The sequence below is a fragment of the Halovivax ruber XH-70 genome (assembly GCF_000328525.1).
GTDB lineage: Archaea > Halobacteriota > Halobacteria > Halobacteriales > Natrialbaceae > Halovivax > Halovivax ruber.
Map to the genome: position 1 here is coordinate 1,387,304 of NC_019964.1, position 24,278 is coordinate 1,411,581.

24 protein-coding genes are annotated in these 24,278 nt (G+C 62.5%); 9 read left to right on the top strand and 15 right to left on the bottom strand.

The features are described from left to right. Positions 1-57 precede the first annotated feature (57 nt). The 4 genes from HALRU_RS06460 to HALRU_RS06475 all read right to left on the bottom strand — a co-directional run bounded on the left by HALRU_RS06460 (position 58) and on the right by HALRU_RS06475 (position 4,547). Positions 58-1,587: a class I adenylate-forming enzyme family protein gene (locus HALRU_RS06460; RefSeq protein ID WP_015300598.1), complete on the bottom strand. Its 1,530-nt coding sequence runs from the start codon at positions 1,585-1,587 to the stop codon at positions 58-60. Further along, on the bottom strand, positions 1,584-2,627 hold the full coding sequence (locus HALRU_RS06465) for a mandelate racemase/muconate lactonizing enzyme family protein (RefSeq protein ID WP_015300599.1): 1,044 nt from the start codon (positions 2,625-2,627) through the stop codon (positions 1,584-1,586). The genes HALRU_RS06460 and HALRU_RS06465 overlap by 4 nt, the downstream gene beginning before the upstream one ends. Beyond that, positions 2,624-3,559, bottom strand: coding sequence for a 1,4-dihydroxy-2-naphthoate polyprenyltransferase (locus HALRU_RS06470; protein WP_015300600.1), 936 nt, complete (start codon positions 3,557-3,559; stop codon positions 2,624-2,626). Before HALRU_RS06470 ends, HALRU_RS06465 begins: the two co-directional genes overlap by 4 nt. A 100-nt stretch (positions 3,560-3,659) precedes the next feature. After that, a complete protein-coding gene (locus tag HALRU_RS06475; RefSeq protein WP_015300601.1) occupies positions 3,660-4,547 on the bottom strand; it encodes a 1,4-dihydroxy-2-naphthoyl-CoA synthase in 888 nt (295 codons plus the stop codon). A 128-nt stretch (positions 4,548-4,675) separates the two neighbouring features. Here HALRU_RS06475 and HALRU_RS06480 point away from each other — a divergent pair, with 128 nt between their 5' ends. Continuing rightward, positions 4,676-5,704 carry a J domain-containing protein gene (locus HALRU_RS06480; RefSeq protein ID WP_015300602.1) on the top strand — a complete coding sequence of 343 codons (1,029 nt, stop codon included), beginning with the start codon at positions 4,676-4,678 and terminating at the stop codon, positions 5,702-5,704. Between the two features lie 36 nt (positions 5,705-5,740). Here HALRU_RS06480 and menD read toward each other — a convergent pair whose 3' ends face one another. From menD to HALRU_RS06495, 3 genes are read right to left on the bottom strand one after another with little or no spacing between them, the layout of a single operon-like run. Further along, a complete protein-coding gene (gene menD, locus HALRU_RS06485; RefSeq protein WP_015300603.1) occupies positions 5,741-7,543 on the bottom strand; it encodes a 2-succinyl-5-enolpyruvyl-6-hydroxy-3-cyclohexene-1-carboxylic-acid synthase in 1,803 nt (600 codons plus the stop codon). A 14-nt stretch (positions 7,544-7,557) separates the two neighbouring features. After that, positions 7,558-8,910, bottom strand: a complete 1,353-nt coding sequence (locus tag HALRU_RS06490) for an isochorismate synthase (RefSeq protein WP_015300604.1) — start codon at positions 8,908-8,910, stop codon at positions 7,558-7,560. A gap of 32 nt (positions 8,911-8,942) precedes the next feature. After that, the gene (locus tag HALRU_RS06495) at positions 8,943-9,533 is read right to left on the bottom strand and encodes a sulfite oxidase-like oxidoreductase (protein ID WP_015300605.1); all 591 of its coding nucleotides are present in this window, start codon (positions 9,531-9,533) and stop codon (positions 8,943-8,945) included. Between the two features lie 449 nt (positions 9,534-9,982). Between HALRU_RS06495 and HALRU_RS06500 the strand changes: the two genes are divergently transcribed. Together HALRU_RS06500 and HALRU_RS06505 are read left to right on the top strand one after the other, a co-directional pair. After that, the gene (locus HALRU_RS06500; RefSeq protein WP_015300606.1) at positions 9,983-10,279 is read left to right on the top strand and encodes a hypothetical protein; all 297 of its coding nucleotides are present in this window, start codon (positions 9,983-9,985) and stop codon (positions 10,277-10,279) included. Positions 10,280-10,560: 281 nt separating this feature from the next. Beyond that, positions 10,561-10,773 (top strand): DUF7120 family protein, encoded by a 213-nt coding sequence (locus HALRU_RS06505; RefSeq protein ID WP_007697004.1) that lies wholly within the window; start codon positions 10,561-10,563, stop codon positions 10,771-10,773. Between the two features lie 7 nt (positions 10,774-10,780). Here HALRU_RS06505 and HALRU_RS06510 read toward each other — a convergent pair whose 3' ends face one another. After that, positions 10,781-10,963 (bottom strand): DUF7550 family protein, encoded by a 183-nt coding sequence (locus tag HALRU_RS06510; RefSeq protein ID WP_015300607.1) that lies wholly within the window; start codon positions 10,961-10,963, stop codon positions 10,781-10,783. Between the two features lie 562 nt (positions 10,964-11,525). Between HALRU_RS06510 and hisF the strand changes: the two genes are divergently transcribed. Beyond that, positions 11,526-12,341, top strand: a complete 816-nt coding sequence (gene hisF / locus HALRU_RS06515; RefSeq protein WP_015300608.1) for an imidazole glycerol phosphate synthase subunit HisF — start codon at positions 11,526-11,528, stop codon at positions 12,339-12,341. A gap of 41 nt (positions 12,342-12,382) precedes the next feature. Here hisF and HALRU_RS06520 read toward each other — a convergent pair whose 3' ends face one another. Then, positions 12,383-12,667 carry a DNA-directed RNA polymerase subunit L gene (locus HALRU_RS06520; RefSeq protein ID WP_015300609.1) on the bottom strand — a complete coding sequence of 95 codons (285 nt, stop codon included), beginning with the start codon at positions 12,665-12,667 and terminating at the stop codon, positions 12,383-12,385. A gap of 125 nt (positions 12,668-12,792) precedes the next feature. Here HALRU_RS06520 and HALRU_RS06525 point away from each other — a divergent pair, with 125 nt between their 5' ends. Further along, entirely contained in the window at positions 12,793-14,496 is a 1,704-nt protein-coding gene (locus HALRU_RS06525; RefSeq protein WP_015300610.1) for a rhomboid family intramembrane serine protease, read from the top strand. A 31-nt stretch (positions 14,497-14,527) separates the two neighbouring features. Here the strand turns inward: HALRU_RS06525 and HALRU_RS06530 are convergent, their stop codons facing one another. Both HALRU_RS06530 and HALRU_RS06535 read right to left on the bottom strand, forming a co-directional pair. After that, entirely contained in the window at positions 14,528-15,028 is a 501-nt protein-coding gene (locus HALRU_RS06530; RefSeq protein WP_171814982.1) for a methyltransferase, read from the bottom strand. A gap of 202 nt (positions 15,029-15,230) precedes the next feature. Beyond that, positions 15,231-15,632 carry a hypothetical protein gene (locus HALRU_RS06535; protein ID WP_015300612.1) on the bottom strand — a complete coding sequence of 134 codons (402 nt, stop codon included), beginning with the start codon at positions 15,630-15,632 and terminating at the stop codon, positions 15,231-15,233. 136 nt (positions 15,633-15,768) lie between these two features. On the opposite strand from HALRU_RS06535, the gene HALRU_RS06540 reads away from it, so the two are divergent. After that, complete coding sequence (locus tag HALRU_RS06540) at positions 15,769-15,939, top strand: zinc finger domain-containing protein (protein WP_007696981.1); 171 nt, start codon at positions 15,769-15,771, stop codon at positions 15,937-15,939. 306 nt (positions 15,940-16,245) lie between these two features. Here HALRU_RS06540 and HALRU_RS06545 read toward each other — a convergent pair whose 3' ends face one another. Together HALRU_RS06545 and HALRU_RS06550 are read right to left on the bottom strand one after the other, a co-directional pair. Continuing rightward, positions 16,246-17,280, bottom strand: coding sequence for a hypothetical protein (locus HALRU_RS06545; RefSeq protein ID WP_015300613.1), 1,035 nt, complete (start codon positions 17,278-17,280; stop codon positions 16,246-16,248). A gap of 96 nt (positions 17,281-17,376) precedes the next feature. After that, positions 17,377-18,303, bottom strand: a complete 927-nt coding sequence (locus HALRU_RS06550) for a DUF7139 domain-containing protein (RefSeq protein WP_015300614.1) — start codon at positions 18,301-18,303, stop codon at positions 17,377-17,379. A 170-nt stretch (positions 18,304-18,473) separates the two neighbouring features. Here HALRU_RS06550 and dph2 point away from each other — a divergent pair, with 170 nt between their 5' ends. The 3 genes from dph2 (at position 18,474) to HALRU_RS06565 (ending at position 22,134) form a co-directional block, all read left to right on the top strand. Further along, a complete protein-coding gene (gene dph2, locus HALRU_RS06555) occupies positions 18,474-19,538 on the top strand; it encodes a diphthamide biosynthesis enzyme Dph2 (protein ID WP_015300615.1) in 1,065 nt (354 codons plus the stop codon). A 90-nt stretch (positions 19,539-19,628) separates the two neighbouring features. Further along, positions 19,629-20,462 carry an MBL fold metallo-hydrolase gene (locus HALRU_RS06560; RefSeq protein WP_015300616.1) on the top strand — a complete coding sequence of 278 codons (834 nt, stop codon included), beginning with the start codon at positions 19,629-19,631 and terminating at the stop codon, positions 20,460-20,462. Positions 20,463-20,607: 145 nt separating this feature from the next. Further along, the gene (locus HALRU_RS06565) at positions 20,608-22,134 is read left to right on the top strand and encodes a hypothetical protein (RefSeq protein ID WP_015300617.1); all 1,527 of its coding nucleotides are present in this window, start codon (positions 20,608-20,610) and stop codon (positions 22,132-22,134) included. A gap of 674 nt (positions 22,135-22,808) precedes the next feature. Here HALRU_RS06565 and HALRU_RS06570 read toward each other — a convergent pair. Together HALRU_RS06570 and HALRU_RS06575 are read right to left on the bottom strand one after the other, a co-directional pair. Continuing rightward, positions 22,809-23,822 carry a tyrosine-type recombinase/integrase gene (locus HALRU_RS06570; RefSeq protein WP_015300618.1) on the bottom strand — a complete coding sequence of 338 codons (1,014 nt, stop codon included), beginning with the start codon at positions 23,820-23,822 and terminating at the stop codon, positions 22,809-22,811. After that, the gene (locus HALRU_RS06575; protein ID WP_015300619.1) at positions 23,815-24,255 is read right to left on the bottom strand and encodes a DUF5805 domain-containing protein; all 441 of its coding nucleotides are present in this window, start codon (positions 24,253-24,255) and stop codon (positions 23,815-23,817) included. The genes HALRU_RS06570 and HALRU_RS06575 overlap by 8 nt, the downstream gene beginning before the upstream one ends. Positions 24,256-24,278 lie beyond the last annotated feature (23 nt).

The window sequence follows — 24,278 nt, forward strand, 5'->3', positions numbered from 1 at the left end:
CGTACAATCGCTTAGTTTTGTGTTCCAGTTCAGCGTGACGAGCGGCCGTTGAAGTGGTCACTCGTCGTCAAGTCTCTTTGCGAGTTGATTCCTGTCGACCGTGCCCGAATCCGTCCGTGGCAGCTGTTCGACGACGGCGATGGTCCGTGGTCGCTTGTGAGTGGCCAGTCGGTTCTCACAGAACGTCTCGACAGCCTGTCGCTCGAAGTCCCCGACTCCTGGTTCGAGAACGAGCGCTGCTGCGACGCGTTCGCCCCACTTCCTGTCTGGGATCCCCACGACGGCCGCATCCGCGATGCCCTCGTGTGATCGGAGTACGCGGGCGACTTCCGCCGGATCGACCGTCTCCCCGCCGGTGATGATCCGATCGCTTCGTCGACCAGTGATCCGGAGTCGACCGACGTCGTCTCTGTGCCCGAGGTCGCCGGTTCGAAAGCGCCCGTCCGTGAACGATCCGGCCGTCTGATCCGGATCGAGATAGCCCGGTGAGATTGTCGGACCTGACACGACTACTTCGCCGGATTCGCCGCGTTCGACGGGGTTTCCCTCGTGATCGACGATTCGAACGTCCGTCTCGAACAGCGGGTTACCGACGGACTCCGGCGCGCGGCTGGCCTGGCTCGGTGTCGCCGTGGCGATCTGTGAGGCGGCTTCGCTCGCTCCGTAGCTCGGGTAGATGGGAACGTCGGCCTCAAGTGCGTCGGTCACCAGCTCGGGCGGCGTCGGTGCGCCACCGACGAGGACGAACCTGAGGTGAGCCGGCGGTTCCCACCCCCACTCCAGCAGGGACCGGACCATCGTCGGGACGACCGAGAGGCCCGTACACCGGTGAGACTCGATGTGACGGGCGATATCGGCCGGCCCCGTCTGCCGCGTCGTGACGACCGCCGTCCCGTACAGCGCCGAGCGGATGATCGGCGCGAACCCGCCCATGTGATGTTGCGGGAGGGGAACGAGCCACCGATCGGATGGATCGACGCCCAGTCGGAGTGCGGAGGCTATCGCGCTCGCGCGGAGGTTCTCGACGGTCACCCTGACACCCTTGGGAGTCCCGGTCGTCCCGGACGTGAAGACGACGATCTGCGTGTGGTCGGGAGCGAGTGGCGCCGGGTCGATTCGTCGGTTCCGGTCCGCGTGATCCCGCTCGTCCGCGTTGGTGGATTGGTCGTCGGTCGGCCCGGTGTCGCCGATCGGGTCGATCGTGACGTGGTCCACGCCGTCCGAACTGGCGAGCGCTTTTGCAACCGATTCGGTCTCTGCGGCTCCGACGAAGCAGTCGATCGACGTCTGGTCAGTTTTCGTCCTGAGTTCGTCGGCGGACTCGTCCGGCGAGAGGAGCACGCCCGTTGCCCCGAGGCGAGCGAGGGCGAAGATCGTGACGACGATCTGGGGGCCGGTCGGGAGAATCGTTGCGACGACCGCCCCTGGTTCGAGGTCGAATCTCGTAGCGGTCGCATCGACGGCGTCGTCGAGTTCGCGGTAGGTCCATTGACGACCGCTGTCGCCGTCGACGAGCGCCGTTCGGTCCGGTGTCGTGGCGGCCCGTTTCGCACAGAGATCCGTCGTCGGCCAGCTCGTCGGTGTCACGGTTCGGTCCAGACGTTTTCGACGCCTAATCCCTTCGTTTGCGGGATGACGGCGGTGCCACCGTCGATGAAGACGGGATCGCGCGCGAGATCGTCCGCCAGCCGGTCGCCGGTTGCGACGCCCGACGCCAGGACGTTGGGAATCGCCGCCGCGAGGTGCACCGCTGCGGTTCGAGCGACCACGGCATCGATCGTCGTGGTGACGATCGCCGACCGATTGGATTCGGCTACCCAGGCGGCGACGCGTCGGGCGACGTCGACGCCGCCGAGCGCCATCGGTTTGAGGACGTAGACGTCGGCCGCCTGGGCGGATTCGATGGCGTCGACGCCGTGTTCGAGCAGGCCCTCGTCGACGGCGATGGCGACACCGTTGCCCCGTAACTCGGCGAGTCCGGACAGCGCACCCGCCGGGAGTGGTTGTTCGAGGATCGAGACGCCGAGGTCGTCGAGTTCGTCGAGTGCGCGTTCTGCCTCGTCGAACGTCCAGGCGCCGTTCGCGTCCACGCGCAAGTCTACGTCGGGACCCACAGCATCCCGGACACGACGAATGCGGTCTATATCCTCGTCGACCTCGTCGCGGCCGACCTTGAGTTTACAGCAACTGAATCCGTCATCGACCGCGCGTTCGACGGCGTCGACCGTCTCCGAGGGAGAGCCGTCGCCGATCGTCGCGTTGACGGGAATCCTCGGAACGCGTTCGAGTGCGCCGAGGTCACGATACAGCGGGTTCGCATCACGCGTCGCGGCTAAGTCCCCGAGTGCGAGTGAGATCCCGTGGCGCGCGGCGGCCGTGTCGTCGACGGCGTCGAGCACGGCTGACTGGCCGTTCGAAGCGGCGTCGACGGCGTCGTCGAGTGCCGCTCGACATGCGTCGGTCGACTCCGTCCAGCCAGCGAGCGGGGTCGCTTCACCGTAGCCGGTGTCTGTCCCATCGGAGATCCGGATGAGAAAGCCGCTGCGCTCTTCGATGTCTCCGTTGGCGGTCCGGAGGGGCCGCGTGAGCCGACAGCTGAACGCCCGATACTGCACGTCGAGTTTCACGCGAGGATCAACCCTCCGGCGAAGGTGATCGCGTACAGCGTGAGCAACATTCCGGTCCGTTCGAGCGCGAAGTTGAGGTCGACTTCCCGCCAGACGAGCCGCCCGACCAGTATCGCGTGTGGAATCGTCAGTACCGGCACGAGGACGAACGTGGAGAGTTCGGTGTCGATCCAGAGCCAGACCGGGATCAGGTACGCGAGGCCGACGAGGGACGCCCACTGGTACTTGCTGAACCGCCGACCGTACCGGACCGCGAGTGTTCGCTTCCCGGTTTCCCGGTCGGTGTCGATGTCTCGGAGGTTGTTCACGACGAGGATCGCCGTCGCGAGCGCGCCGATCGGGACCCCGGCCAGCAGCGCGAGTGCGGTGATCGCCTCTGGTGGAACGGACAGTGGAACGCCCTCGACGAGCGTGTCGGCGGCCTGCACGTAGTACGTGCCGCCGACGGCGACCAGCCCGAAGTAGACGAAGACGAAGACGTCACCGAGTCCGTGATAGCCGAGCGGGTACGGGCCTCCGGTGTACGCCCAGCCGAACAGCACGCCGGTGAGTCCGATCACGAGGATCGGGAGCCCGCCGACGTAGACGAGGTACGTCCCCGAGGCGATCGCGAGGCCGAAGGTGACGATCGCCGCCGTTTTCACCTGACTCGCGGCGATGAGTCCCGACTGGGTCACGCGCGTAAAGCCCTCGCGGTCGTCCGTGTCCGCGCCGTGCTTCGCGTCGTAGTAGTCGTTGGCGAAGTTGGTCCCGATCTGGATGAGCGCCGCTCCGAGGAGCGCCAGGGCTGCCGGGAGCGGGGCGAAGACGTGATCGTGTACCGCCAGTGCCGTTCCGACGAGCACCGGGGCGATCGCCGCCGGAAGCGTCTGCGGGCGGGCAGCCATCAGCCACGCGCTCGTCGGAGAGACGTTCGACTCGGCCGTCGTCATTGGTCACTACTGTCGTCCCGCGAGAGTGTCAACGTTGGCATTGCGGTCGAGTGTGGTCTCGACCGATCACGACGAATTGCCGTCCGTCGGCTCAACTCCCTCAGTAGTGCCACGGATACTCCTCGAACTCGGGTTCGCGCCCTTCGACGAACGCGTCGCGGCCTTCTTTGGCCTCGTCGGTCATGTAGCCGAGGCGGGTCGCTTCGCCGGCGAAGACCTGCTGGCCGACGAAACCGTCGTCGGCCATGTTGAAGCCGTACTTGAGCATCCGCATGGCGGTCGGGCTCTTCGCGTTGATCCGCTCGCCCCACGAGAGCGCCGTTTCCTCGAGTTCGTCGTGGGGAACGACCTCGTTCACCATGCCCATCTCCGCTGCCTCGTCGGCCGAGTACGTCTTTCCGAGGAAGAAGACCTCGCGGGCCTTCTTCTGGCCGATCTGCCGTGCGAGGTACGCCGAGCCGAATCCGGCGTCGTAGCTCGCGACGTCGGGATCCGTCTGGAGGAATTGGGCGTGTTCCTGCGAGGCGAGTGTGAGGTCACAGACGACGTGCAGGGAGTGACCCCCGCCGACGGCCCAGCCCGGAACGACGCAGACCACGACCTTCGGGAGGTGGCGGATCTGGCGCTGTACTTCGAGGATGTGAAGCCGACCGCCCTCGGAGGCCCGGTCTTCGGTGCCGTCGTACTCGTACCCCGAGTCGCCGCGGATCGTCTGATCGCCGCCGGAGCAAAACGCCCACTCGCCGTCCTTGGGTGACGGCCCGTTGCCGGTCAGCAGGACACACCCCACGTCCGTCTGGCGCTTCGCGTGGCGGAGCGCGTCCGAGAGCTCGTCGACCGTCCTGGGGCGGAATGCGTTCCTGACCGCCGGTCGATCGAACGCGATCCGCACCGTCCCGGACTCGATCGCTCGATGGTAGGTAATATCCTCGAAATCGAATCCCGATACCGACTCCCATTGTGATTCGTCGAACAGATCGGACACCATTGTCGAATCCTTCGTGGTCGACCCCAAATAGCTTCCCGACACGGCGAGCGCCCCGCTGGAGTGGCCGCGCGTCGAGTGCCACCGGCGTCGATCGATTTTTTACGACGGCCCGACGAGTCGACGGAGAGATGGGTGAGTCGTACTACGACGTCCTGGGCGTCACTCCCGACGCCTCAAGGGATGTGATCGAGCGTGCGTTTCGCGACTGTGTCCTCGAGACGCATCCCGATCACAACGACGACCCGGACGCGACCGCCGAGTTTACCACGGTGACGACCGCTGCCGACGTGCTCACCGACGAGACGGAACGGTCCCGATACGATCGACTCGGACACGCTGCGTACACTGGCGCAGCCGATCTCGGGAGTGCAACGGCAGATTCGACGAACGCAGCCGGGTCCCATCCCGACTCCAACCATGGTGACTCCACCCCTGACGACACCGCCACGAACGCCGACCCGTCTGGAGCGACTGGGACTGGGCACTGGCCCGACGAGGAGTGGTGGGATCGCTACTCGACGAGGGCGAACGACGAGACCGATCGCTCGGGCCCGAGCCACCACGCTAGACAGCGCGCCCGCCGACAGCGAGCTCGGGCGAGCCAGCAGACGACGGACTGGCCGTTCGACCGAACTGGAACCGATTCGGCTTCGGTCGGCGATGCGGCCGCGAAGACAGCGTACGGAACTCACAGCGGCGAGCAGACGCGGTCGGCGCGTGGATCCGCCCACGACGCCTCCACAGGGGGCCACTCGGACATGAATCGGTCCGCGCCTTCGTCAGATTTCGTCGTCTCGCAGTGGGACGACGACATCGCGGTCGACCGGTCCCTTGGTCCGATCGACGGCACGACCCTCGTTGTCGGCGGCGGCATCGCCGTGATCTACCCATTTCTGGTGTACGCGTCGGTGACGCCCGCCTTCTCGTGGCCGGTCAATCTCCTGGTCGCGTGCTGTACGCTCGTGCTGGTGGGCTATCTCCTCACCGTGCCGCGGATCGCCCTCACCACGTTCGGTGGGTGGGGTCTCCTCGTCTCGGCCTGGTTCGGTCTCACGGGAGCGATCTCGCCGGTGGCTCCGCTCGCGCTCGTCGCGCAGGCGGGCTTCTGGATCCCGTTCGGGTACGCTACAGCGGTCTGGTGGGTGCTGAGACAGTAACTGGAGGAAGGAGTCGTCGTCTCCACTAACTGCGTGTTAGCGTCGACACTCGGCGGCGATTCGCTCGACGAGTTCCTCGCGGCGTCGGTGACTCGATCCCGCATCGACGTGTACCGCGACGAGATTCGTGCCGTCCGACTCGCGTGCTGCTCTGTAGGTCGATTCGAAGTCGGCTGGGCTGGTGTCGTGGTAGTCGAAGTCGTACAACTGCGCTAGCGCCGAGAAGTCGAGCCCGTGGGGTGTCTTGAACTGTGCGGTAAACGGTGGATCGTGGGCTTCGATTGGGAGTTTGTGGAAGATACCGCCCCCGTCGTTGTGGACGACGACGATCGTCGCCTCGACGTCACACCGAGAGAGCGCGAGGAGCCCATTACTGTCGTGATAGAGCGCGAGATCGCCGGTGACCAGTGTGAGCGGGTCGGTCGTGGCCCGGCCAGCGCCGAGTGCGGAGCTGACGATCCCGTCGATGCCGCTCGCTCCCCTGTTCGCGAGGACGGTGACGTCGGCCGCGCGCGGCCGTCCGAAGAGGTCGGCGTCCCGGATCGGCATCGAGTTCGAGACGAAGACCGTCGAGGGGTCGGGCGTCCGTGCGAGGACGGTCCGGAGGACGCTTCCTTCGAGCGGGTCGGTTTCCAGCGTCTCAGTCGTCGTCGCCCCAGTGATCTGGTCGTCGACGACTTGCTCGGCGTCGACGAACGTCTCGAGCCAGGTGTCACGTTCGTCCCCGCGTTGGTTTCGTTCGTCCGCCCTGTCCGTTCCGACGAGGCGATCGGCAAGGCCGTCTATCAGGTGGCGGGGGTCGGTCTCGACGAGGTCGGTGGCCGTGAACGTCGCTTCTCGCCACGACCCCGCCGGATCGATCAGGAACTGTCGACACGAGGCGTCTCGAAGGGTGTGCCGGAGCGTCTTGGACGTGGGGGCGTCGCCGATTTGGAGGACACAGTCCGGGGCGGGTACCTCGTCGACGTAGGCGTCGTAGCCGCCACAGATCGTGGGCGAGGCGACCGCCGGATCGAATCGGACGTCCGACAGCGGATCGGCGACGATTGGCGCCTGGATCGCCTCGGCCACGTCGACGAGCGTCTTCTGCCAGTCTGTGCCATCGTCGACGACACCCGGATCCGCGGGGCCGGCGACGAGCAACGGTCGCTCTGCCGCTTCGAGTGCGTTCGCGATCGAGTCGATCGTCCCTCTATCGGCCGTCTGCGTCCCGTTGGTCGTTCGGACGTAGGGCCCGTCTCGCGATTGTGCGAGCAGTGACTCGAGTCGCTCGTCGTCGATCGGTTCAGCGTTCGGGTCCGGATCGAGCGGCTTGGCGAACGAGCAGTTCAGGTGGACCGGTCCCGCCGGCGTCCCGGTCGACGTCGAGAGCGCTCTCGCGACGGTGGTTCGGACGCTCCTGAGTCGACGGTCTTCGGGTGCCGGTTCCGGCAAATCGGCGAACCATCGGACGCTATCACCGTAGAGGGCCGTCTGATCGATCGTCTGGTTTGCCCCGCTCGCGGTGAGCTCTGCGGGTCGATCGGCCGTCAGGACGACGAGCGGGACGCGGCCGTGATCGGCCTCGATGACGGCGGGATGAAAGTTCGCCGCGGCCGTCCCGGAGGTGCAGACGAGCGCCGTGGGGCTTCCGGTACGACGACTTCGGCCGAGGGCGAAGAAGGCCGCAGCCCGTTCGTCGATTTGCGAGTACACCGTCACATCGGGATGTGCGTCGAACGCGGCGGTCAGCGGTGTCGATCGACTCCCCGGGGCGAGACAGACCGCGTCCAGGCCGCCGGCTGCGAGTTCGTCGACGATTGTCCGTCCCCAGAGTGTCGCTCGGTTTTGGTGTGTCACGTATCCTCCTGTCGTCAGTGCAGTTCGTCGAGGATCGACCGGAACTTGAGGTCGATCTCGGCGGCTTCCTCGTCGGCGTCACTTCCGGCGACGATTCCGTTGCCCGCGAAGAGCGTCACCGTCTCCCCGGCGATCACGCCCGATCGGATGCCGACCGCGAACTCTCCGTCGCCGTGTTCGTCGAACCAGCCGATCGGTGCGGCGTACCAGCCCCGGTCGATCGGTTCGATCGCTCGAATCGTCTCACACGCCTGCGTTTGCGGGACGCCGCCGACGGCTGGCGTGGGGTGGAGCGCCCGAACGATGTCGAGGACGTGTGTGTTCGCACCGATTCGGCCGTGCATCGGGGTCTGCAGGTGCTGAATCGTCGCCAGCCGTTTGATCGTCTGTGGACGGACCGTGATCGATTCGACGAGGGCTGTGAGGTTCGTGCGGATGGCATCGACCACGAACGCGTGTTCGGCGTCGAGTTTCTCGCTCCGACGGAGGTCGGCGGCGTGACTCGTCTCCGCCTCCGGCGTCTCGCCCCTGGGGACCGACCCTGCCAGCGCCTCCGTTTCGAACGTCGTCCCGTCTTTCGCGATGAGGCGTTCCGGTGTCGCGCCGAAGAAGGACGAGCTGTCGGTGCCGTCGATCGCGAACCGATAACACGCCGGGTAGCGTCGCTGAAGTCGGGTGAGTATCGTCGGGAGTGCGAGGTCTCCGTCGAGTGTCGCGGTCAGTGATTGGGCCAGGACGATCTTCTGCAGTTCCGTCGACTCGATCGTCTCGACCGCTCGGTGCACCTGTCGACGCCACGCGTCGGTCGGGGTCGATCGTTCCTGTGACTCGATGGTCGGTGACTCTCCCGAGGTGACGGCCGGGGCCGATTCGAGCCGGGTTTGCCATCGATCGAGCTCGGTCGAGACGGCGTCGTCCGATCCGACGGCGGTGAGCCACGTTTCGTCGGCTGCGCTCACGACCTGAACGCGCGGAATGACGAACCGCGCTGGGCCGAACCCTTCCCACGGACTGTCGCCTCGATCGCTTCCGTTCGGAGTTTCGGTGACGGGGCGCTGATCGTGAAACGAGAATCCACCGAACGCGCGCGGGCGACCGACTGTCGGTCCGTCGTAGTCGAGCCGGGCGAACTGCGTCTCGGCTTGCTCGCGAACGTCGTCGATTCGGGACGGACCGGTCGCGGTGAGCGACGCGGCGACGCCGCAGCCGACGATTTCGGGACCGGTCGGTGCGGTCCAGCTCAGTCGTCGCCTCGACGATGCTTCGAGGATTGGTTGCACCGAGACGTCGCCCAGTTGGCGACTTCGACTCACGAGTGCTGGTGACTCGGTCGTCGGTGACGGCTGCCCACCGGGGGCGTTCTCCATTGGGCCAGATTCAGGCGGGCACGCCCTTCAGCCTAACTATATCGCTCCTCGTTCCACGGATTTGCTGTCTCGGAGTAACCACGTTTCTCCCAGAATCCCAGTGCCGGTTCGGTCAGGAACTCGATGCCGTCTACCCACTTGGCTCCCTTGTACGCGTAGCGATGTGGGGTGACGACGCGGACCGGGCCCCCGTGATCCGGCGGGAGGGGTTCACCGTCGAACTCCCAGGTGAGCAGTACTTCTTCGCGCATGCACGTTTCGAGTGGCAGGTCGGTTGTGTAGCCATCACTCGCCGAAAACAGGACGTGGGCAGCGTCGTCAGTCACGCCGGCGTGCTCGGCGAGCGTGGGAAACGAGATGCCGGTGAACGTACAGTCGAACTTGCTCCAGCCCGTGACGCAGTGAAAGTCCTGCCGCTGGGTGACCGTCGGAAGCTCCCTGAATTCCTCCCAGGAGAGCGTCTGTGGCTCGTCTACGGCACCCGTAATCGACAGCGACCACTCCTCGCGCGAGACGGCTGGCGTCTCCCCTTTCGAGAGGACCGGAAACGCGGTCGTCTTCCGCTGTCCGGGTGGTAATCGGTCCCCGTCGAACTCACGGTGGAGGTCCGTGACGTCTTCCATACCGGTTGGACGGTCGGTACGGACGTATGTCTGGTGGTTTACCACCCGACGGAGAGCGACCGGCTACCGAGCGCCACGAGACGTGATTTGGCGTGGAGACCGTCGACTGAGGAGTTGAGACTGCCGACTGGGGAGTGGAGACCGTTCACTGAGGAGTTGAGACCGTCCACTGAGGAGGCGTGATGGCCGGCGCGAGGGGGCGGTTGGGCTCGTTCGGTCGCCGTCCGCCGAGGACGGTCGGCAAATTACTATTATTCTGTCACTTCTCCACTCGCTGGCAGCGGTGTGCCCCGGACCGACAGTTTCAATGGACCATTGTCTCCTTTCCGCACACCGATTCGTGGGGCGCGTGAAACGGGATGAAACGGTCGGAAAAACGGAGCGTTCGGCGGAGACGAATCGATACGTTGGGGATAACCAAGTGCCGCGTCGCCGTCCGGTCGAAACGCATGGCAACGAAACAATTGATGCCTGACCAGTCGACCGAGAAGTCCGCAGGCGGGGTAGGCGACACATCGATGGGTCCGGCCGTGATGGCCGCAGCGGCGTCGGTGGGCCTGTCGTGGTACTACTTCTTCCTCAAGGGGGACAAACAACGCGGCTTGTTCGTCGGCCTCTGGCCGCCAACCATCCTGGCGTTCGCGAGCTATTTCAAGCAGCACCAGATGGAACAGACACTCTCGATGCTCACGTCGCCTGGGCGATCGCTCAAACAAACGTTCGACTCGATGATGGGCAGTTCGTAAGCTTCGGTCTGATTCGATCCCGCGCCCTGATCTCTTTCCGCGTCGTTCCGTTCCGCGTCGTTCGAGTGGTTCGCTCACCGTGGCCGCTGCCATGTCCATCGAGAGCGGCAGCATCGACTCGTCCGGTGCCCTGATGGCAACCGAGCGTCCGTCTGAACCCGACGACCGAGTCGATGGCGACGGACGGTACTGTCCGGGGCTATCCGCCACGCTGGCGGTCGTTCACAGCATGGTTGGATCCCCGTCAGGCTTAAATACCCCTCCACCGAAACCCGAATCAGATGCCGAAAGTCGAGCTCACGATTCCGGAACATCTCGAGATGCAGATCGCCCAGATGGTCGAACGCGGCGAGTTCGTCAACCGGGAAGAAGCGGTCGAAGATCTGCTCTCGACTGGGATCAAGGCGTACAAGACGAGCGGCCCACAGGACGAAGAGGAACCGGGATTCGAAGACGACGGAATGATGGGACACGACGACGAATACGTCTTCTGACTCCGTTTTACAGCACGAACAGCGGGACGCCGAAACTGATTGCGAGTCCAACGACGAGCACGAGGATACCGACTGTCACCGTTTCAGTTCCGAATTCGCTCATTGGCGCCGTCTCTCGTGGCGTATTCGGTTCCGTACTGTCTGGCGTGTCCGACTCGTCGGCGGCTGCGGTTTCCGGTTCGTCCGTCATGCGTAGTCGTAGCCGGGACGGCCCCTTAAACCCGTCTACAGCCGGTGACTAGCCCAGCGGGAAGGCACGGGTCACCGCTATTTGCTCGTGTCGTTCAATGCGTATTTATCCGACGGGTCGCTACCGAAACTAGATGCCCTCCACAGACTGCACCCGTCGAGGGTTGCTTGCGACGTCGAGCGGGTTGCTCGGCGCCGCGTTGGCCGGTTGTTACGAGAGTGGACTCAACGGCTCGTCGAGTCCCGAACACAGTGGAGGGCTGACGAGCGCGTCAGGAACGACGCCGACAACGATCCCGACGTCCACGTGTCACTCGACGACGAATACCGCGTGTATGCACGCTGTCGGGCGGAACTCGCGGCGCTCTCTGACGCTGTCACTACGTTTCGAGACCGATTGGGTGGGAACTGACCGACTCTTCATGTGACCGGCAACCGGCGGGTCGGTACTCCGAGAGACGAATTACGCCGCCCAGTAACCCCGCTCGCTGATACTGCGGCTACCACCCCCACTACTCCGGACCCCTTTACTACCTCCGTCTCCAACTCCCGATAGAAGCCGTATGGGACTCACCAAACGTATTATTCCCTGTATCGACGTCGACCTCGACGATGACGGGAACGCAGCCGTCTACACCGGTGTCAACTTCGAGAACCTGGAGTACACGGGCGACCCCGTCGAGATGGCCCGTGAGTACAACGAAGCGGGCGCCGACGAGTTCGTCTTCCTCGATATCACCGCCTCGGCGGAGGGGCGAGAGACGATGCTCGACGTCGTCGAGTCGGTCGCGGACGAGGTGTTCATCCCCCTGACTGTCGGCGGTGGGATCCGAACCGTCGACGACATCGCGGAGACGCTCCGGGCCGGAGCCGACAAGGTCTCGATCACGACTGGCGCGCTCGAAAATCCCCAGCTCATCGACGACGGCGCACGGGCGTTCGGCAGTCAGTGCATCGTCATCAGTATCGACGCGCGGCGACGCTTCGACGACGAGGGAGAGCATTACGTCGACGTCGACGGCGAATCGTGCTGGTTCGAGTGTACGAAAAGCGGCGGTCGAGAGGGGACCGGTATCGACGTCGTCGAGTGGGCCCGTGAAGCCGAACAGCGCGGTGCTGGTGAACTCTTCGTCAACTCGATCGACCGGGACGGGACGAAAGACGGCTACGATCTCGCGCTCACGTCCGCCGTGACCGAGGCCGTCTCGACGCCCGTCATCGCCTCGTCGGGATGTGGGGAACCGGGGGATATGTACGACGTGTTCACCGACGCCGACGCAGACGCGGCACTCGCCGCGTCGATCTTTCACTTCGGCGAGTACACGATTCAGGAGACGAAAGAAGCACTCGCCGATCGCGGGCTCGCCATCAGACAGTAAAACAACACGGCGGGTCGTCGCGCTGGTTCCGTGACGCGGTCTCAGGCTGCTGCTTCGAACGCTGATTTGAAGTCGGCCGCCTTCGTTCTGATGTCGCCTGCAGCCTCTTCGAGCGCGTCGATCGGTTCGATCGATCCGTCGGTTTTGAGCGTCAAGATCGGATCGGTCTGTCCACCGGACTGCTCCGGATTGATGTCGTAGGTCGCCGCATTGACGTGCTCGTGTTCGAGGAGACTGCCCTTCAGGACGTTCATGAAGGTGTGGTCCTCGCCGGCGATTTCGATAGAGAGTTCTTCGTCCGTTCGCTCGGTGACCCGCAGTTCCATACTTCCCAGTGGGCGAGTTAGCTGTTTGTACCTTTCGAAGGGCGTCGGTCGAGACGTGCGGATCCTACGACCGGCGTCGACGACGAGAGGAAACCGCTTTGCCAGTCGGGAAACATCGTCGGCGTATGCCATGGGCCTCCGTGCTAATCGCTGTCGCCGTCTGTCTCCTGGCTGCACTCTCCGTTTACACTGTCAGCCGCCTTGGCGCTGCGGATGGTGACTGGCTGACACACATTCGCTCTCGGCTGTATCTGGGGATCCCATGGGGCACGCTCGTCGTCATCTCGTTCGTTCTCTTCGTCTACCTGTTCGTTCAGGATGGGTCGAGTGCGATCCGGGATCCGGTCGTGATCCCCTATCGCGCGTGGTCGTATCAGTATCCACTCGGGATGTTGACGGCGCCTTTCGCACACGCGAGTTTCGATCACCTTCTCGGTAACCTGACGGGTGCGCTCGTCCTCGCCCCGATCGCCGAGTACGCCTGGGGCCACTACCCGGATGACGGGGTAGCCGACTCCGGTTCACTTCGAGCCGATCCCCGAGTTAGGGCGTTTCTCGTCTTTCCGGCCGTGGTCTGTGGCGTGGCGCTCGCGACGAGTCTGTTCGCCGTCGGTCCGGTGATCGGGTTTTCCGGTGTCGTCTACGCCTTCGCCGGGTTCGCGATGGTCTCGTACCCGATCGCGACGATCGTCGCGAGTCTCGGGGTTCACGGGCTCGTCTTGACGGTCGTCCGAGCTGTTCAGTCGCCGATCGTCGAGGCGTCGGTCCAGGCACAGCCGCCAGCGCCACCGTCGTGGGCCTCGATCGCGATTCAGGCCCACGCGCTCGGCTTTTTCCTCGGGCTGGTACTGGCGCTCGCGATCGCCGCACGTCGGGGGACACGTCCCGATCCGCGTCGCTTCTGGATCGCCGTCGTCCTGTTCGGGTTTTCGAAATCGCTGTGGGCGATCTACTGGTACGGATCGGCGGGGAGCTATGTCCTCTTTCGTGGACCTGGAGTCATCGTCGTCCTCGCACTCTCCGTGCTCGTGACGCTGGCCGTGACCGCCTCCGACCGGCCGATCCTTCCGGTCGATCGATCCACCCCGCTCACGGGTGGCCGGATCCGTCGGGCCGTCGTGCAGGCCCCGTTCTTTCGGGCGGCGACGAATCGATCTCGCCGCGCCACCGCGGTAACGGCGGTCGTCCTGCTCCTCGCACTGATCAGCGGCCCTGCTCTCGCGCTGAACGCCGTTTCGGTCGCACCTGCCGACGACCGAGCCGCGCTCTCTTTCGAGAACTACGGCGTGACCTACGACGAGTCGGTTCAGAACGAACTGGTCTCGGTCGTTCCGTTCGACGCATACGGGTCCAACGAAACCGTCTCCGCGAGCGGCGTCATCGTCTGGTCCACCGAACGCTCACTCTGGACGAACCCCGTCAGTGCAGACCAGCTGGCCTACTCCGGGACCGCGACCGTCGAACTCGGCGGTCCCGGCTGGCGTGAGACCGTCAGTGTCGAGCGGACCGGGTGGGACGTCGTGGGCAACGGCTCGACGTACCAGGTCTGGCTCGACGCGCCGTCGCACGACCGGACGATGGCGTTCGAGTCCGGCTCCCAACGTTCGTCCGTCGTCGTCAACGAGGCCTCGCTGTCGATCGCCTCCGTCGACGGCGAGTTCGTGGTTCGCGCAACGAGTGATTCCGGGCTGAACGTGACGACAGCCGTCCCATCACCCGGTGAGACGGCATCGATGGGACCAGTCGAACTCGTTCGCGAAGACGATACCCTCGTCGTCGAACACGAGGGAACCCGTGCAGCTATCGCCGCCGTCGAGACCTATCGGTGAGAGGAGACAACGGCGCATCGACCGGTTCAATTCACTCGCCACCGTTGGGGCCGGCCCAGTCGATTCGGAACACTTCCACGTCGATCGACGATCGGGCGTCGGTGTGATGGTCGAATCGGTGGTCGATCGGAATCGTCGATTCGAAGGCATCGGTTACGCTGGCGCCGTGGTCGCTCGCGAACTGTTCGACGAAATCGAGACTGCCCGCGTTGTGGATCGTGTAGGAAACGCTCGCGAGGGCGGCAGTGGCGTCGAGGAACGCACGATCGGCGTGGCGATTGCCGTGCTGGGCACCGAACGGTGGATTTGAGATGACGGTCGCCTGTGTCGGACACGTGGGTGGAAGCGTGGCGTCGCCTTCGACCCAGTGGATCGTCCGTCGATCGAACAGCCGCTTTTCGTTCTGTACGGCAGTTTCCAGGGCTGCCCGGTCGACGTCCAGTCCGACGATCGTGTCGGCTTCGACACAGCGTGCCCCGAGTGCGAGCATCCCGGTGCCACAGCCGAGATCCACGACGGTCGCCTCGTCCATATCTCCACGCATGGCTGCCAAGTGGCAGATGTGAGCCGCGAGATCCGGTGCCGTTAGATATTGTTCGAGCTCGACCTGTGGCTCTCGGAAGTCGGCGACGGTTTCGAGCGCTCTCGCGATATCCCGCCGAGACGGCATTGTCGACACTCGGTGATAGAACTCCCTCTGTGTTTCGTTTCTGTCGGTCGTCCGGCTCTCACGATTACACCGAGAGCGTCGTCGGTCCGTCGACCGAGAATTGAAGCCCCTCCCGCCTCGCTCGTTCGGCACAGGCTTCGAGACCCGGTTGGACGCGTGAGGCGTCTGCCACGGTATCGACACGAACGGTTACGGTTCCGGCCCCGAGGAACGAGGCTGCGCGAACGTACTCGCGGATCCGATCGAGTTCGTCCTGCGTCGTGAACGAGCAGTCGTCGTCGAACTGGGCCGTAATCCGGACCTGTGCGGGCTGGAGACCTTTCCCCGAGAGAGTCCGCTTCAGCTCGCTCAAATAGGATGGTGCAGTCGAATCGAGCGTTTCGTCGTCGAGGACGATTGGTGTGACGTCCACCGGTCGACAGCCGTCGATGGTCGTACTGACATCGGCTTGCGTCGTTGCGCTCATACAACCCAATACACACTCCGCATACAAATAGCTTAGTAAATGCATAGTGGTAATATATTGGCCCGGGCTGTTGCTTGCTGGGTGCACCGGGCGAGAAATCAAATAGAATTAAGATCATTGAGTGAGATGGTTAAATATGGACGACTGTCCCCGGTGTCAGTCGCCGCTGGAGCGACTTTCGCTCGCCGAGGCGTCGACGGTGGCATGTAAGCGGTGTGGGTACGCCGACGTGCCGGTCGAGCACGAGGCGGAGTGGCTCGAACAGGAATCGTGGCGCGACGCGATGGCCCGTTTCTACGATCAGTGACCGGTCGACCGGTTGATTCGTCCCTGTTCTGTCGTTCCGCTCGTGTCTCTGCGCTGGTGGCCGTACGGTCAGGTATCAGTGTTAGCTGTCCCTGGGTGTGAGAGTGGTTCCGCTAGGTTGGTTGGACAGGAACCTTCGGCTACTCATACCATTTTTGAGCCCGGCCACAGACGATCCCCAGACATGATCCCCAGTCTGTGAGAGTACGATCGCTTCAGGTGGGGTCAATTGTCACGTCAGAATACTCGAATGAATCTGAAGCGGCCACACTCGGTATAACGGCGAGAAGAATCTGCGGGGACCGACTTACTCGCTGGCTGCGGCAGCCTCTGCTTCGTCTTCGTCTGCTCCTTCGTGTTCGATGTCTTCGTCGGACCTGGCAGCGACGAGGCCACCACGGGCGACGCTGTAGAGCGGTTCGTCGGCGTGGGAGACGCCACTGATCGAGAACGGGATGTTCGCGTCTTCGAGATGGTCACGGAAGAGCGCCTCGAAGCCGCTGGGGCTCGAGGTACCGCCGGTGACGACGACAGGGATGTCGAGTCCCTCTTCGACGTCTTCGTCGTCGACCTCTTCGACGACCTTCTCGATGACGTAATCGAGCAGGTTCTCGTAGTAGATCGAGAGGGCGCCTTCGACGCCGCCGACGTCCGTCGTGAAGTCGAGCTCGAAGTCGTCTTCCTTGATGGAGGTGACCTTGTCGACGGGCGTCCCGGTCGCGCGGGCGGCCTGCTCGTCGATCCAGTCGCCACCGCGGGCGACGGAGAACTTCATGACGGGGACGGCGTAGTACGCCAGACAGACGTTCGTCATACCCGCACCGAAGCTGATTCCGAGCCCAGTGAAGTTGTTGTCGGCAAGTTCGGAGTAGATGACCGACATCCCCTCGTTGATCGGCTCCGCGTCGTAGCCGACGTCGTTGAGGAATGATTCGATCGTCTTCTGGTGATACAGCGTCGAGAGCTTGGAGTCGATCGGGTCGGCCGGGGTGGAGAAGTACAGTTTCTCGTCCGGGTAGGCCGGTTCGCCGACGACCTGTTCGATGATGAGCTTCATCATCGGGATCGCCGACTTCTCGTCCGAGGAGAGGATCCCCTGGGACATCGGTCGGCGCGTTTCCTTGTTGAAGATGTTCGCGAAGTTGAGTGCGTCGTCACCGACGACGTACACCTTGTCGTCTTTTCGGATGTGAAGCACTTCACTTCGCGAGAGCATCTGCTCGGCCATGTCCGAGTACTCGATCTCGACGAAGGAGTTGCGCTGCTGGACGAATACCGTGTCGTTACCATCCTGCTGTGCCGACAGGATGTTCATTGTTCCGACGTCTAGGCCTTTGGCCATATGTGGGCAAGGCGACTGACGGATTATAAATCTATGTGAATTAATTCCCGATTTGATATATGGGTATAATTGGCCCTTACCGACCAGCGCCGGTCATTAATTCCGCTTTACCCGTCGGCCAACGGCTGTGACTTTGGATTTGAACGTTCTGGCCGCACCAGCAAGTCCCGATCGTACTCGCCCGACTGGCCCCTCGTCCGCGGTGGCGACGTCTTCGGCTTGCTTTTGCTCTCGAAGTTCCTTCAGTTTCGCCGTCTGGTCGTCGACGGTGCCCGTGGAGGTCTGCGTCTTCGCCTCACCGCCTTTCATCCCTTTGAGGCCCGCGACCTGTGATTGGACGCCAGTCGACCGGGTCTTCGTGACGCCGGCGTCGCCCACTTCGGTGTCTTCGAACTCGTGACCGGTGAACGTCAGTGTCGTGTTGTCGCTCTTTTCGACACCTCCCCAGGAGAGTTCGACGTCCTCCATCGCGTCGTCGATGTCGCTCGCGATCTCTTCGTCGGTGTAGTGTTCTTTCTCTTCGTCCGCTTCGGGCGTCACTTCGATCTGTCTGGCCAGATCGAGGTAGTGAGCGATCAGGGCTGCACCCGTGGACGCCGCCATCGCGGCGAGCCCGAGTGCGTAGACGGTGACGATAGGCACGGTGTAGTCGTTTCCGTACCCGTTCCAGTGGTCCGGATACGCGTAAAAGAGAAATCCGGACGTCGCAACGAGCGTGATCGCTGCGCCGACGACAGAGACTGCGAGGACGCGTCGTTCGGATGGCAGCAGGACGACGATGCCCAGCATGACGAGCGGGAGCGATACCATCCCGAGCGTGTACGCGGGTCGCGTCCACGTGAAGAATTCTTGTGACCGATACGGATGACCGGTTGCTACGACGAACAGGCCGAGCGCGACGACGGCCAGGACGATCCCACAGAGGAACAGTCCAAAACCGACGTAGACGTCTCGCTCACTGTCGGGTTCCCCGATGTACGAGCGATAGAGGTCGAACAGGTTTTGTTCGGAAATCGTCGACATTACCCCTCGCTTTAGACTCCAGTACCATGACTTTTTGCCCGTCGACATCTCAGTGAACGAACGGCAGTCTGACGACTGTCTGACTGGGGTGAAACTGGGCCTCGTTTCCTCGGTGAGCGCCAATCGGCCAAAACGGGCACGTTTTACGTTCGTAGTCGGTACTGAGTCCAATGAGCCAGGACTCGTCATATAGCGAGGGAGACCTGCGGAACACGGGGATGCGTCTCAAGCACGACCGGGAGTGGGACTACGAGCTCGATCGCATCGCGGAGGCCATCGAAGAGAAGGACGCAGACACCGTCGGCCTGCAGTTCCCGGAAGGGTTGAAGCGGCGGGGCCCACGCGTCGCTGACGACATCCGCGCGCTCGTCGAAGAACGTGATCTGACTGACGACGTTCGCGTGCTCCTCTCCGGCCAGCCGTGTTATGGCGCGTGCGATCTCGACACCTATCTGATGAAACGGTCGGACGTGTTCGTCCACTTCGGCCACTCGCCGATGAAACAGACCGAGAAAGTGATCTACGTGCCGCTCTTCTCGAACGTCGACGTTCTCCCGATCATCGACGAAGCCCTCGAAGAACTGACCGATCCCACAGAGGAGGGGCCGCTCGGCCTGGTAACGACGGCCCAGCACATGAACCGGTTCGACGAGATGCGATCGGCGCTCGAGGACGAGGGCTACGAGGTCAAGACTCGGCGTGGCGACGATCGATTGACTCACGAGGGGCAGGTGCTCGGGTGTAACTACGCCAGCGCGGACGTCGATGCCGATCAGATCCTCTACGTCGGTGGCGGTAAGTTCCACCCGCTCGGCCTCGCGATGGAGCACCCGGACAAACGCGTCGTTATCGCCGATCCCGTCAACAACGTCGTCACCGTCGCGGATACGGAGAAGTTCATCAAACAACGCTATGCGTCGGTACACAAAGCGATGGACGCACAGAAGTGGGGCGTCATCTTCTGTACGAAGATCGGCCAGGGTCGCTGGGAGGACGCCGAGCGGATCCTCGACGACAACGACGATGCCTACCTGATTACGATGGACGAAGTGACGCCGGACCGACTCCGTAACTTCGACATGGATGCCTTCGTCAACACCGGCTGTCCACGCATCACGACGGACGACGGGCCTCGATTCCACAAGCCGATGCTCACCCCAGGCGAGTACGACGCCGCCGTTGGCAACAAACCCCTCTCAGAGATTGGGTTCGATACGTTCCACGACACCTGGTAGAGCGGCCATTGCTAGCCAGTTTTTGTTCTCGCTCCCGACTCCCACACAGAGTCACAACCTTTACCCCCGTTTTTCGCACACGTCGATGTAATGACCGAGAGTGACTGGGGCGACTGGCTCGTCAGGGAAATCGAATCGACCGAACCGGAAGACCTTTCCCTGTGGTATCTGGGCTGCAACGGGTTCGTCGTGAAAGCCGCCGACGGTACCACCATCGCTATCGACCCGTACGTCGGTCTCGGTGACCCACCAAGAACCGTACGGATGATCCCCGTGCCGTTCGACCCAGCCGACTTCCGGGAGATGGATGCGATCCTTGCGACACACGAACACACCGATCACGTCCACGGACCGACGCAGGCCCCGATCATGGCCGAAACCGGCGCGACGTTCTACGGCCCGGACGCGAGCGTCGAGGTCGCGCTATCGGACGAATCGTGGCCGGACGAGTGGGACGTGTCGTCCACTCAGTTTGAAACCATCTCCCCCGGCCACTCGTTCGACGTAGGTTCGATCTCGGTGACCGTGGAGGAGGTCAACGATCCGGATGCCGATGCACCGGTGGGGTTCGTCATCGAGTCCGGTGGCACGACCGTGTTTCACGCCGGTGACTCGCGGCCGGCAGATTCGTTCGATCGAATCGGGGAGTCGTCCGATATCGACCTGGGTATCCTCGCGTTCGGCTCGGTCGGGATGATCCCCGACAAGCAGACCCGGGAACCGAAACGAACGCGCTGGTACAACGACGAGAACCAGATCGTTCGTGCCGCCAGTGCACTTCAGGTGGATTCGCTCCTTCCCACCCACTGGGATATGTGGCGCGGACTCACTGCAGATCCGACGGCCCTTACGCATCACATCGGTTCGTTCGACTATCCACGGAGGCTCGAACTCGCCAGGATTGGCGATCGGATCGAACTGTAATCGACCACTCCTGGTGTCGTGCTTCTGGCGATCAGTGTACCTGCGTACACGGACGATATCAGTCGAGTCGATCTCGTTTAGTGTCCGTCTCGAGTCTTCCAATCGCCCGCTTCCTTTATGGTCGTCCTCCTGTAATCATCTCACAATGAGTTCGAGTGTGGACACTGAAGATGTCGTGACTGTCAGTTCGGACGACGTCTCAGTGACGAAACGATACGCACCCGATGAGTTTCCCGTCCCGGCTATTCGGTTCGAGATCGATTCATCTCACGACGAATCCGTCACTGTACGACTGAGTGAATCGATCCCCGAATCGTTCCCGATGGACGCCGTCGGGTTTCATCCGGAGTATCACAGCGAACAGTGGACCGCCTATCAGGACCACCGTGTCGAATTTACCGGGACCGTCGAGCCTGATTCGTCCCTCGTCACCGTCTATGGTATTCGCCTCGAAGACGACTTCGAACCGGGCGCGTTCCTCACCGAGCCGTCGATTTCGGTCGTCGCTACCGAGGGTGTGACCGAATCGACGGCCTCTGATGTCTCTGACTCCGTCGACGAGGTCGTCTCCACGGACGGAACGAACGCCGTGAAGGATCTTCTCTCCGGTGACAGCGACTCGGTCCCTGGACTGGACGATGATGCGCCATCGGAGGCGACTGGTGAATCTGCGAGCGAAGCCGATGAATCGTCCATCGAACTCGACATCGATGCTGCTGCGGAACGCGTGTCGGACGATACGCCCAGTGACGCAGATTCCGACGAGTCGGCTGATGTGGAAACAACTGAATCGGTCGATTCGGAAGATGTCGACGACGTTGACCATACTTCTGACGTATCGGACGACTCGTCCGATGTGGCCGCGTCGGCGTCGGCCGACGATGCCGATGGTGAGTCGTCTCAGAATGACTCGACCGAGTCAGGTGCCGTTGGGACTGGCCAGGACGACTCTCTCAACGAATCAGAACTTTCGACCGAGCCGTCAGAATCCGAGACTGACTTCGCCGACGTCACCGATCGAGACGACGAATCGCTTGCCTCAGCGCTCGCGTCGGAGATTCGGTCCGGCTCTGTCGATGAAACCGACATCGAGACCATCGAGGATGCGCTTCAATCCTCAGAAACCTCCGGTCCCACCGAGGCGAAACTGTCCCATCTCCAGCAACGCGTCGAGTCGGTCGCCGCGTACACGGGCGCGCTCGAAGAATTCCTCGAATCGGAGGGTACTGGCGCGCAACTGATCGAGGAACTCCAGTCGGAACTTGACGAACTGCACACAGAGATGGCCTCGATCGAAGAGACGGTCGAGGACAACAGTACCGCGATCGACGACCTCTCGTCCACGACATCGTCGATGAACGAGTCGCTCGAAGCACTTACCTCGGACGTCAACGGCGTCGAGGAGACGGTCACGACCGTCGAAGACGATCTCTCGTCGGTCACGGCTGCCGTCGACTCGAACGAGTCGTCGATCGAATCCCTCGAAGGCGAGCTGACGGACGTCGAATCGTCGGTTGCCGACCTCGACGAACGTTCTGCGGAACTCGAGTCGGACGTCGAAGACGTCTCGAGCAGCGTCGAATCCCTGTCGACGGAACTCGACGACGTATCGGACGACGTCGTCGACATTCTGGAGTGGCGTGAACAGCTCGGATCGATGTTCTCTGAATAGGGGACTACTTCGCGGTATCGAACTACCAGCCGATCACTTCTTCTGCGTTCGCTATTGCTCGTTCACGTTCCAGTTACTTCATCGATTGACGCGATCTGGCCTGCTGATGGGTTAACAGGCTTCACGATAGCGTTCATCTCGCTCTCCCCGTATCGAACCGTCTCGAGTCTACACTTCAGCCGTCCACATGGGTCACACTCGTTCAAATTCAGCTCAGAGAATTGACACTACGCCCCCAGTCAACCGGGGCTGTTCTATATAGCTATATATGGTTTATGAGTCTGTATTCGAACAGCACAAAATGATGGTGTTCTTACCATATTTTGGGTTCAATTACTCATTGAGGGCCAAATTCAGGGTATCGCTCGACTCGTGGGTGGTGCCGACGCGGCGTCTGGGACGATTGTTGGGGCGTAGCTGCTCGATCAGTTACCCACTAGAGTGGGTGCAACTGGTCTACTCGTTCCCAGTTTGTTTGGACGGCTAAGCGGTACAGCATGATCCCACGCGCTCGGTTCGTTGTCGATTTCTGGCTCGATAGCGCTACTTTCGAATTCCTACATACCAACGGTGTTGTGATACTGCCACGTCGCTGTCCGATAATCGACGGGTACGAACCCAACTACAACACGAATCGTACGCTACTTGGAGGGAATCGACCTACCAGGGGGCCGTCACTCGGGATGAATTGAGTAGATGGTCGAGAGGTAGGTCTCACGGACCCGGTCGCCCCAGTTGTGGGTGTACGTATCGATGATGTCGTCGGCAACGTCGCCGCGGAGGTACTTCACGATGCCCCGATCACCCGTTCGATCACGCATGTGGGTGGTGAAAAAGTGCCGGAAGTAGTGCGGTGTGACGTTCTCACGGGCGCCACCGCCAGTCCGATACCACCCCTCGCGCCTGGTTCGGTCGGTGACGATGTGGTGGACGTGATCGGGTGTGAGACGCTTCCCCCACCGGTCTTCGGTACTGACGAACACGGGTTCGACGGGCTCGACGGTGTCGGGCCGTATCGCGAGCCACCGCCGGAGTTCGGTCTCGAGTTCGTCGTCGATCGGGACGACTGTCTCTCGCTTTCGCTTGTTGGATGCTGTGCGCATGGTCCCGCCGCTTTGCTCCCCATAGGTGTGATCGGGTGAAACGTACAGAGAGCCATCTTGCCCCTCTATCTGTGGCCGGGGCGTCCAGTACTGGTTCCCGGCGAGGTTTACGTCGCGAAGATCGAGGTTACAGAGCTCTCCCGATCGCAGGCCCGTCTTCAGGAGTGTCGAGACGATCGTTCGATGGAGTGGGTGAGCAATCTGCGAGACGAATCGTTGCATCTCCGAGATCGAAATATCACGTCGTGCTGGGCTGGTCTCGATCGATTCGTCCATCTCTTCGACGACCAGCGCCATCGGGTTCTCGTCGTGGCGGCCGACGCGCTCCAGGTAGGAGTAAAACCGGTTCAGGTAGGATGCATACGTGGCGATCGTGCTCTCTGCGTGCTGGGACCGAATGTCGTGAACCCAGGCCATACAGTCTCTGTACGTCGCATTCGTGGGGGAAGTCCCTCGTTCCTCGTCGAGAAACTGTTCGTACTCTCCGAGAACGCGCTCGTACGCTTCGTGCGTTCGGACGTTGCGTCCGTGGTGTGTGACGTCTTCGAGGAAGTACTCGATCGGATCGGCCATCGTCTCACTCATCGTCGATCAGTGTGTATCCGCCACTTCGACCACTGTGGACGACTTCTCCGTTGGCCTGTAGCGTCTGCAGCGCCTTGTCGAGTTCTGATTCGACGTCGTCGACGAGTGCGTCAACGAGCTCGTCCCACTCGAGTGCCCCACGTCGGTCGAGAACCGTCCGAATTCGGTCAGCGAAATCGGTCGACTGGACGGCGTTATCGCTCGAATTACCGGATCGTTCGCCGTGTCCATCCGAAGTATCGGATCGTCCATCTGATACCGCACGTTCACCCGACCCACTGCCTGGTACATCGATTTCGGCCCGTCCTGCCTGGACCATCGTTCTGACGAACTCGCTCTGGGTCATGTCGAGTTTTTCAGCGTGATTGACCCAGGTCTGCTTCTGGTGGCGTGGCACGTACGTCTTCACCGCCACCCGATCGTCAGTGCTCATGGAACGTCCAACGAACGCGACTG

What these genes read in the sequence shown, in the direction of transcription:
- HALRU_RS06525 (WP_015300610.1), top strand. Translation starts at nt 12,793, where the DNA reads ATGCCATGGGCCTCCGTGCTAATCGCTGTCGCCGTCTGTCTCCTGGCT.
- HALRU_RS06530 (WP_171814982.1), bottom strand. Translation starts at nt 15,028, where the DNA reads ATGGACGAGGCGACCGTCGTGGATCTCGGCTGTGGCACCGGGATGCTC.
- HALRU_RS06475 (WP_015300601.1), bottom strand. Translation starts at nt 4,547, where the DNA reads ATGGTGTCCGATCTGTTCGACGAATCACAATGGGAGTCGGTATCGGGA.
- HALRU_RS06545 (WP_015300613.1), bottom strand. Translation starts at nt 17,280, where the DNA reads ATGGCCAAAGGCCTAGACGTCGGAACAATGAACATCCTGTCGGCACAG.
- HALRU_RS06535 (WP_015300612.1), bottom strand. Translation starts at nt 15,632, where the DNA reads ATGAGCGCAACGACGCAAGCCGATGTCAGTACGACCATCGACGGCTGT.
- HALRU_RS06495 (WP_015300605.1), bottom strand. Translation starts at nt 9,533, where the DNA reads ATGGAAGACGTCACGGACCTCCACCGTGAGTTCGACGGGGACCGATTA.
- HALRU_RS06470 (WP_015300600.1), bottom strand. Translation starts at nt 3,559, where the DNA reads ATGACGACGGCCGAGTCGAACGTCTCTCCGACGAGCGCGTGGCTGATG.
- HALRU_RS06490 (WP_015300604.1), bottom strand. Translation starts at nt 8,910, where the DNA reads ATGGAGAACGCCCCCGGTGGGCAGCCGTCACCGACGACCGAGTCACCA.
- HALRU_RS06550 (WP_015300614.1), bottom strand. Translation starts at nt 18,303, where the DNA reads ATGTCGACGATTTCCGAACAAAACCTGTTCGACCTCTATCGCTCGTAC.
- HALRU_RS06565 (WP_015300617.1), top strand. Translation starts at nt 20,608, where the DNA reads ATGAGTTCGAGTGTGGACACTGAAGATGTCGTGACTGTCAGTTCGGAC.
- HALRU_RS06510 (WP_015300607.1), bottom strand. Translation starts at nt 10,963, where the DNA reads ATGACGGACGAACCGGAAACCGCAGCCGCCGACGAGTCGGACACGCCA.
- HALRU_RS06540 (WP_007696981.1), top strand. Translation starts at nt 15,769, where the DNA reads ATGGACGACTGTCCCCGGTGTCAGTCGCCGCTGGAGCGACTTTCGCTC.
- HALRU_RS06560 (WP_015300616.1), top strand. Translation starts at nt 19,629, where the DNA reads ATGACCGAGAGTGACTGGGGCGACTGGCTCGTCAGGGAAATCGAATCG.
- HALRU_RS06575 (WP_015300619.1), bottom strand. Translation starts at nt 24,255, where the DNA reads ATGAGCACTGACGATCGGGTGGCGGTGAAGACGTACGTGCCACGCCAC.
- dph2 (WP_015300615.1), top strand. Translation starts at nt 18,474, where the DNA reads ATGAGCCAGGACTCGTCATATAGCGAGGGAGACCTGCGGAACACGGGG.
- HALRU_RS06520 (WP_015300609.1), bottom strand. Translation starts at nt 12,667, where the DNA reads ATGGAACTGCGGGTCACCGAGCGAACGGACGAAGAACTCTCTATCGAA.
- hisF (WP_015300608.1), top strand. Translation starts at nt 11,526, where the DNA reads ATGGGACTCACCAAACGTATTATTCCCTGTATCGACGTCGACCTCGAC.
- HALRU_RS06570 (WP_015300618.1), bottom strand. Translation starts at nt 23,822, where the DNA reads ATGAGTGAGACGATGGCCGATCCGATCGAGTACTTCCTCGAAGACGTC.
- HALRU_RS06500 (WP_015300606.1), top strand. Translation starts at nt 9,983, where the DNA reads ATGGCAACGAAACAATTGATGCCTGACCAGTCGACCGAGAAGTCCGCA.
- HALRU_RS06505 (WP_007697004.1), top strand. Translation starts at nt 10,561, where the DNA reads ATGCCGAAAGTCGAGCTCACGATTCCGGAACATCTCGAGATGCAGATC.
- HALRU_RS06480 (WP_015300602.1), top strand. Translation starts at nt 4,676, where the DNA reads ATGGGTGAGTCGTACTACGACGTCCTGGGCGTCACTCCCGACGCCTCA.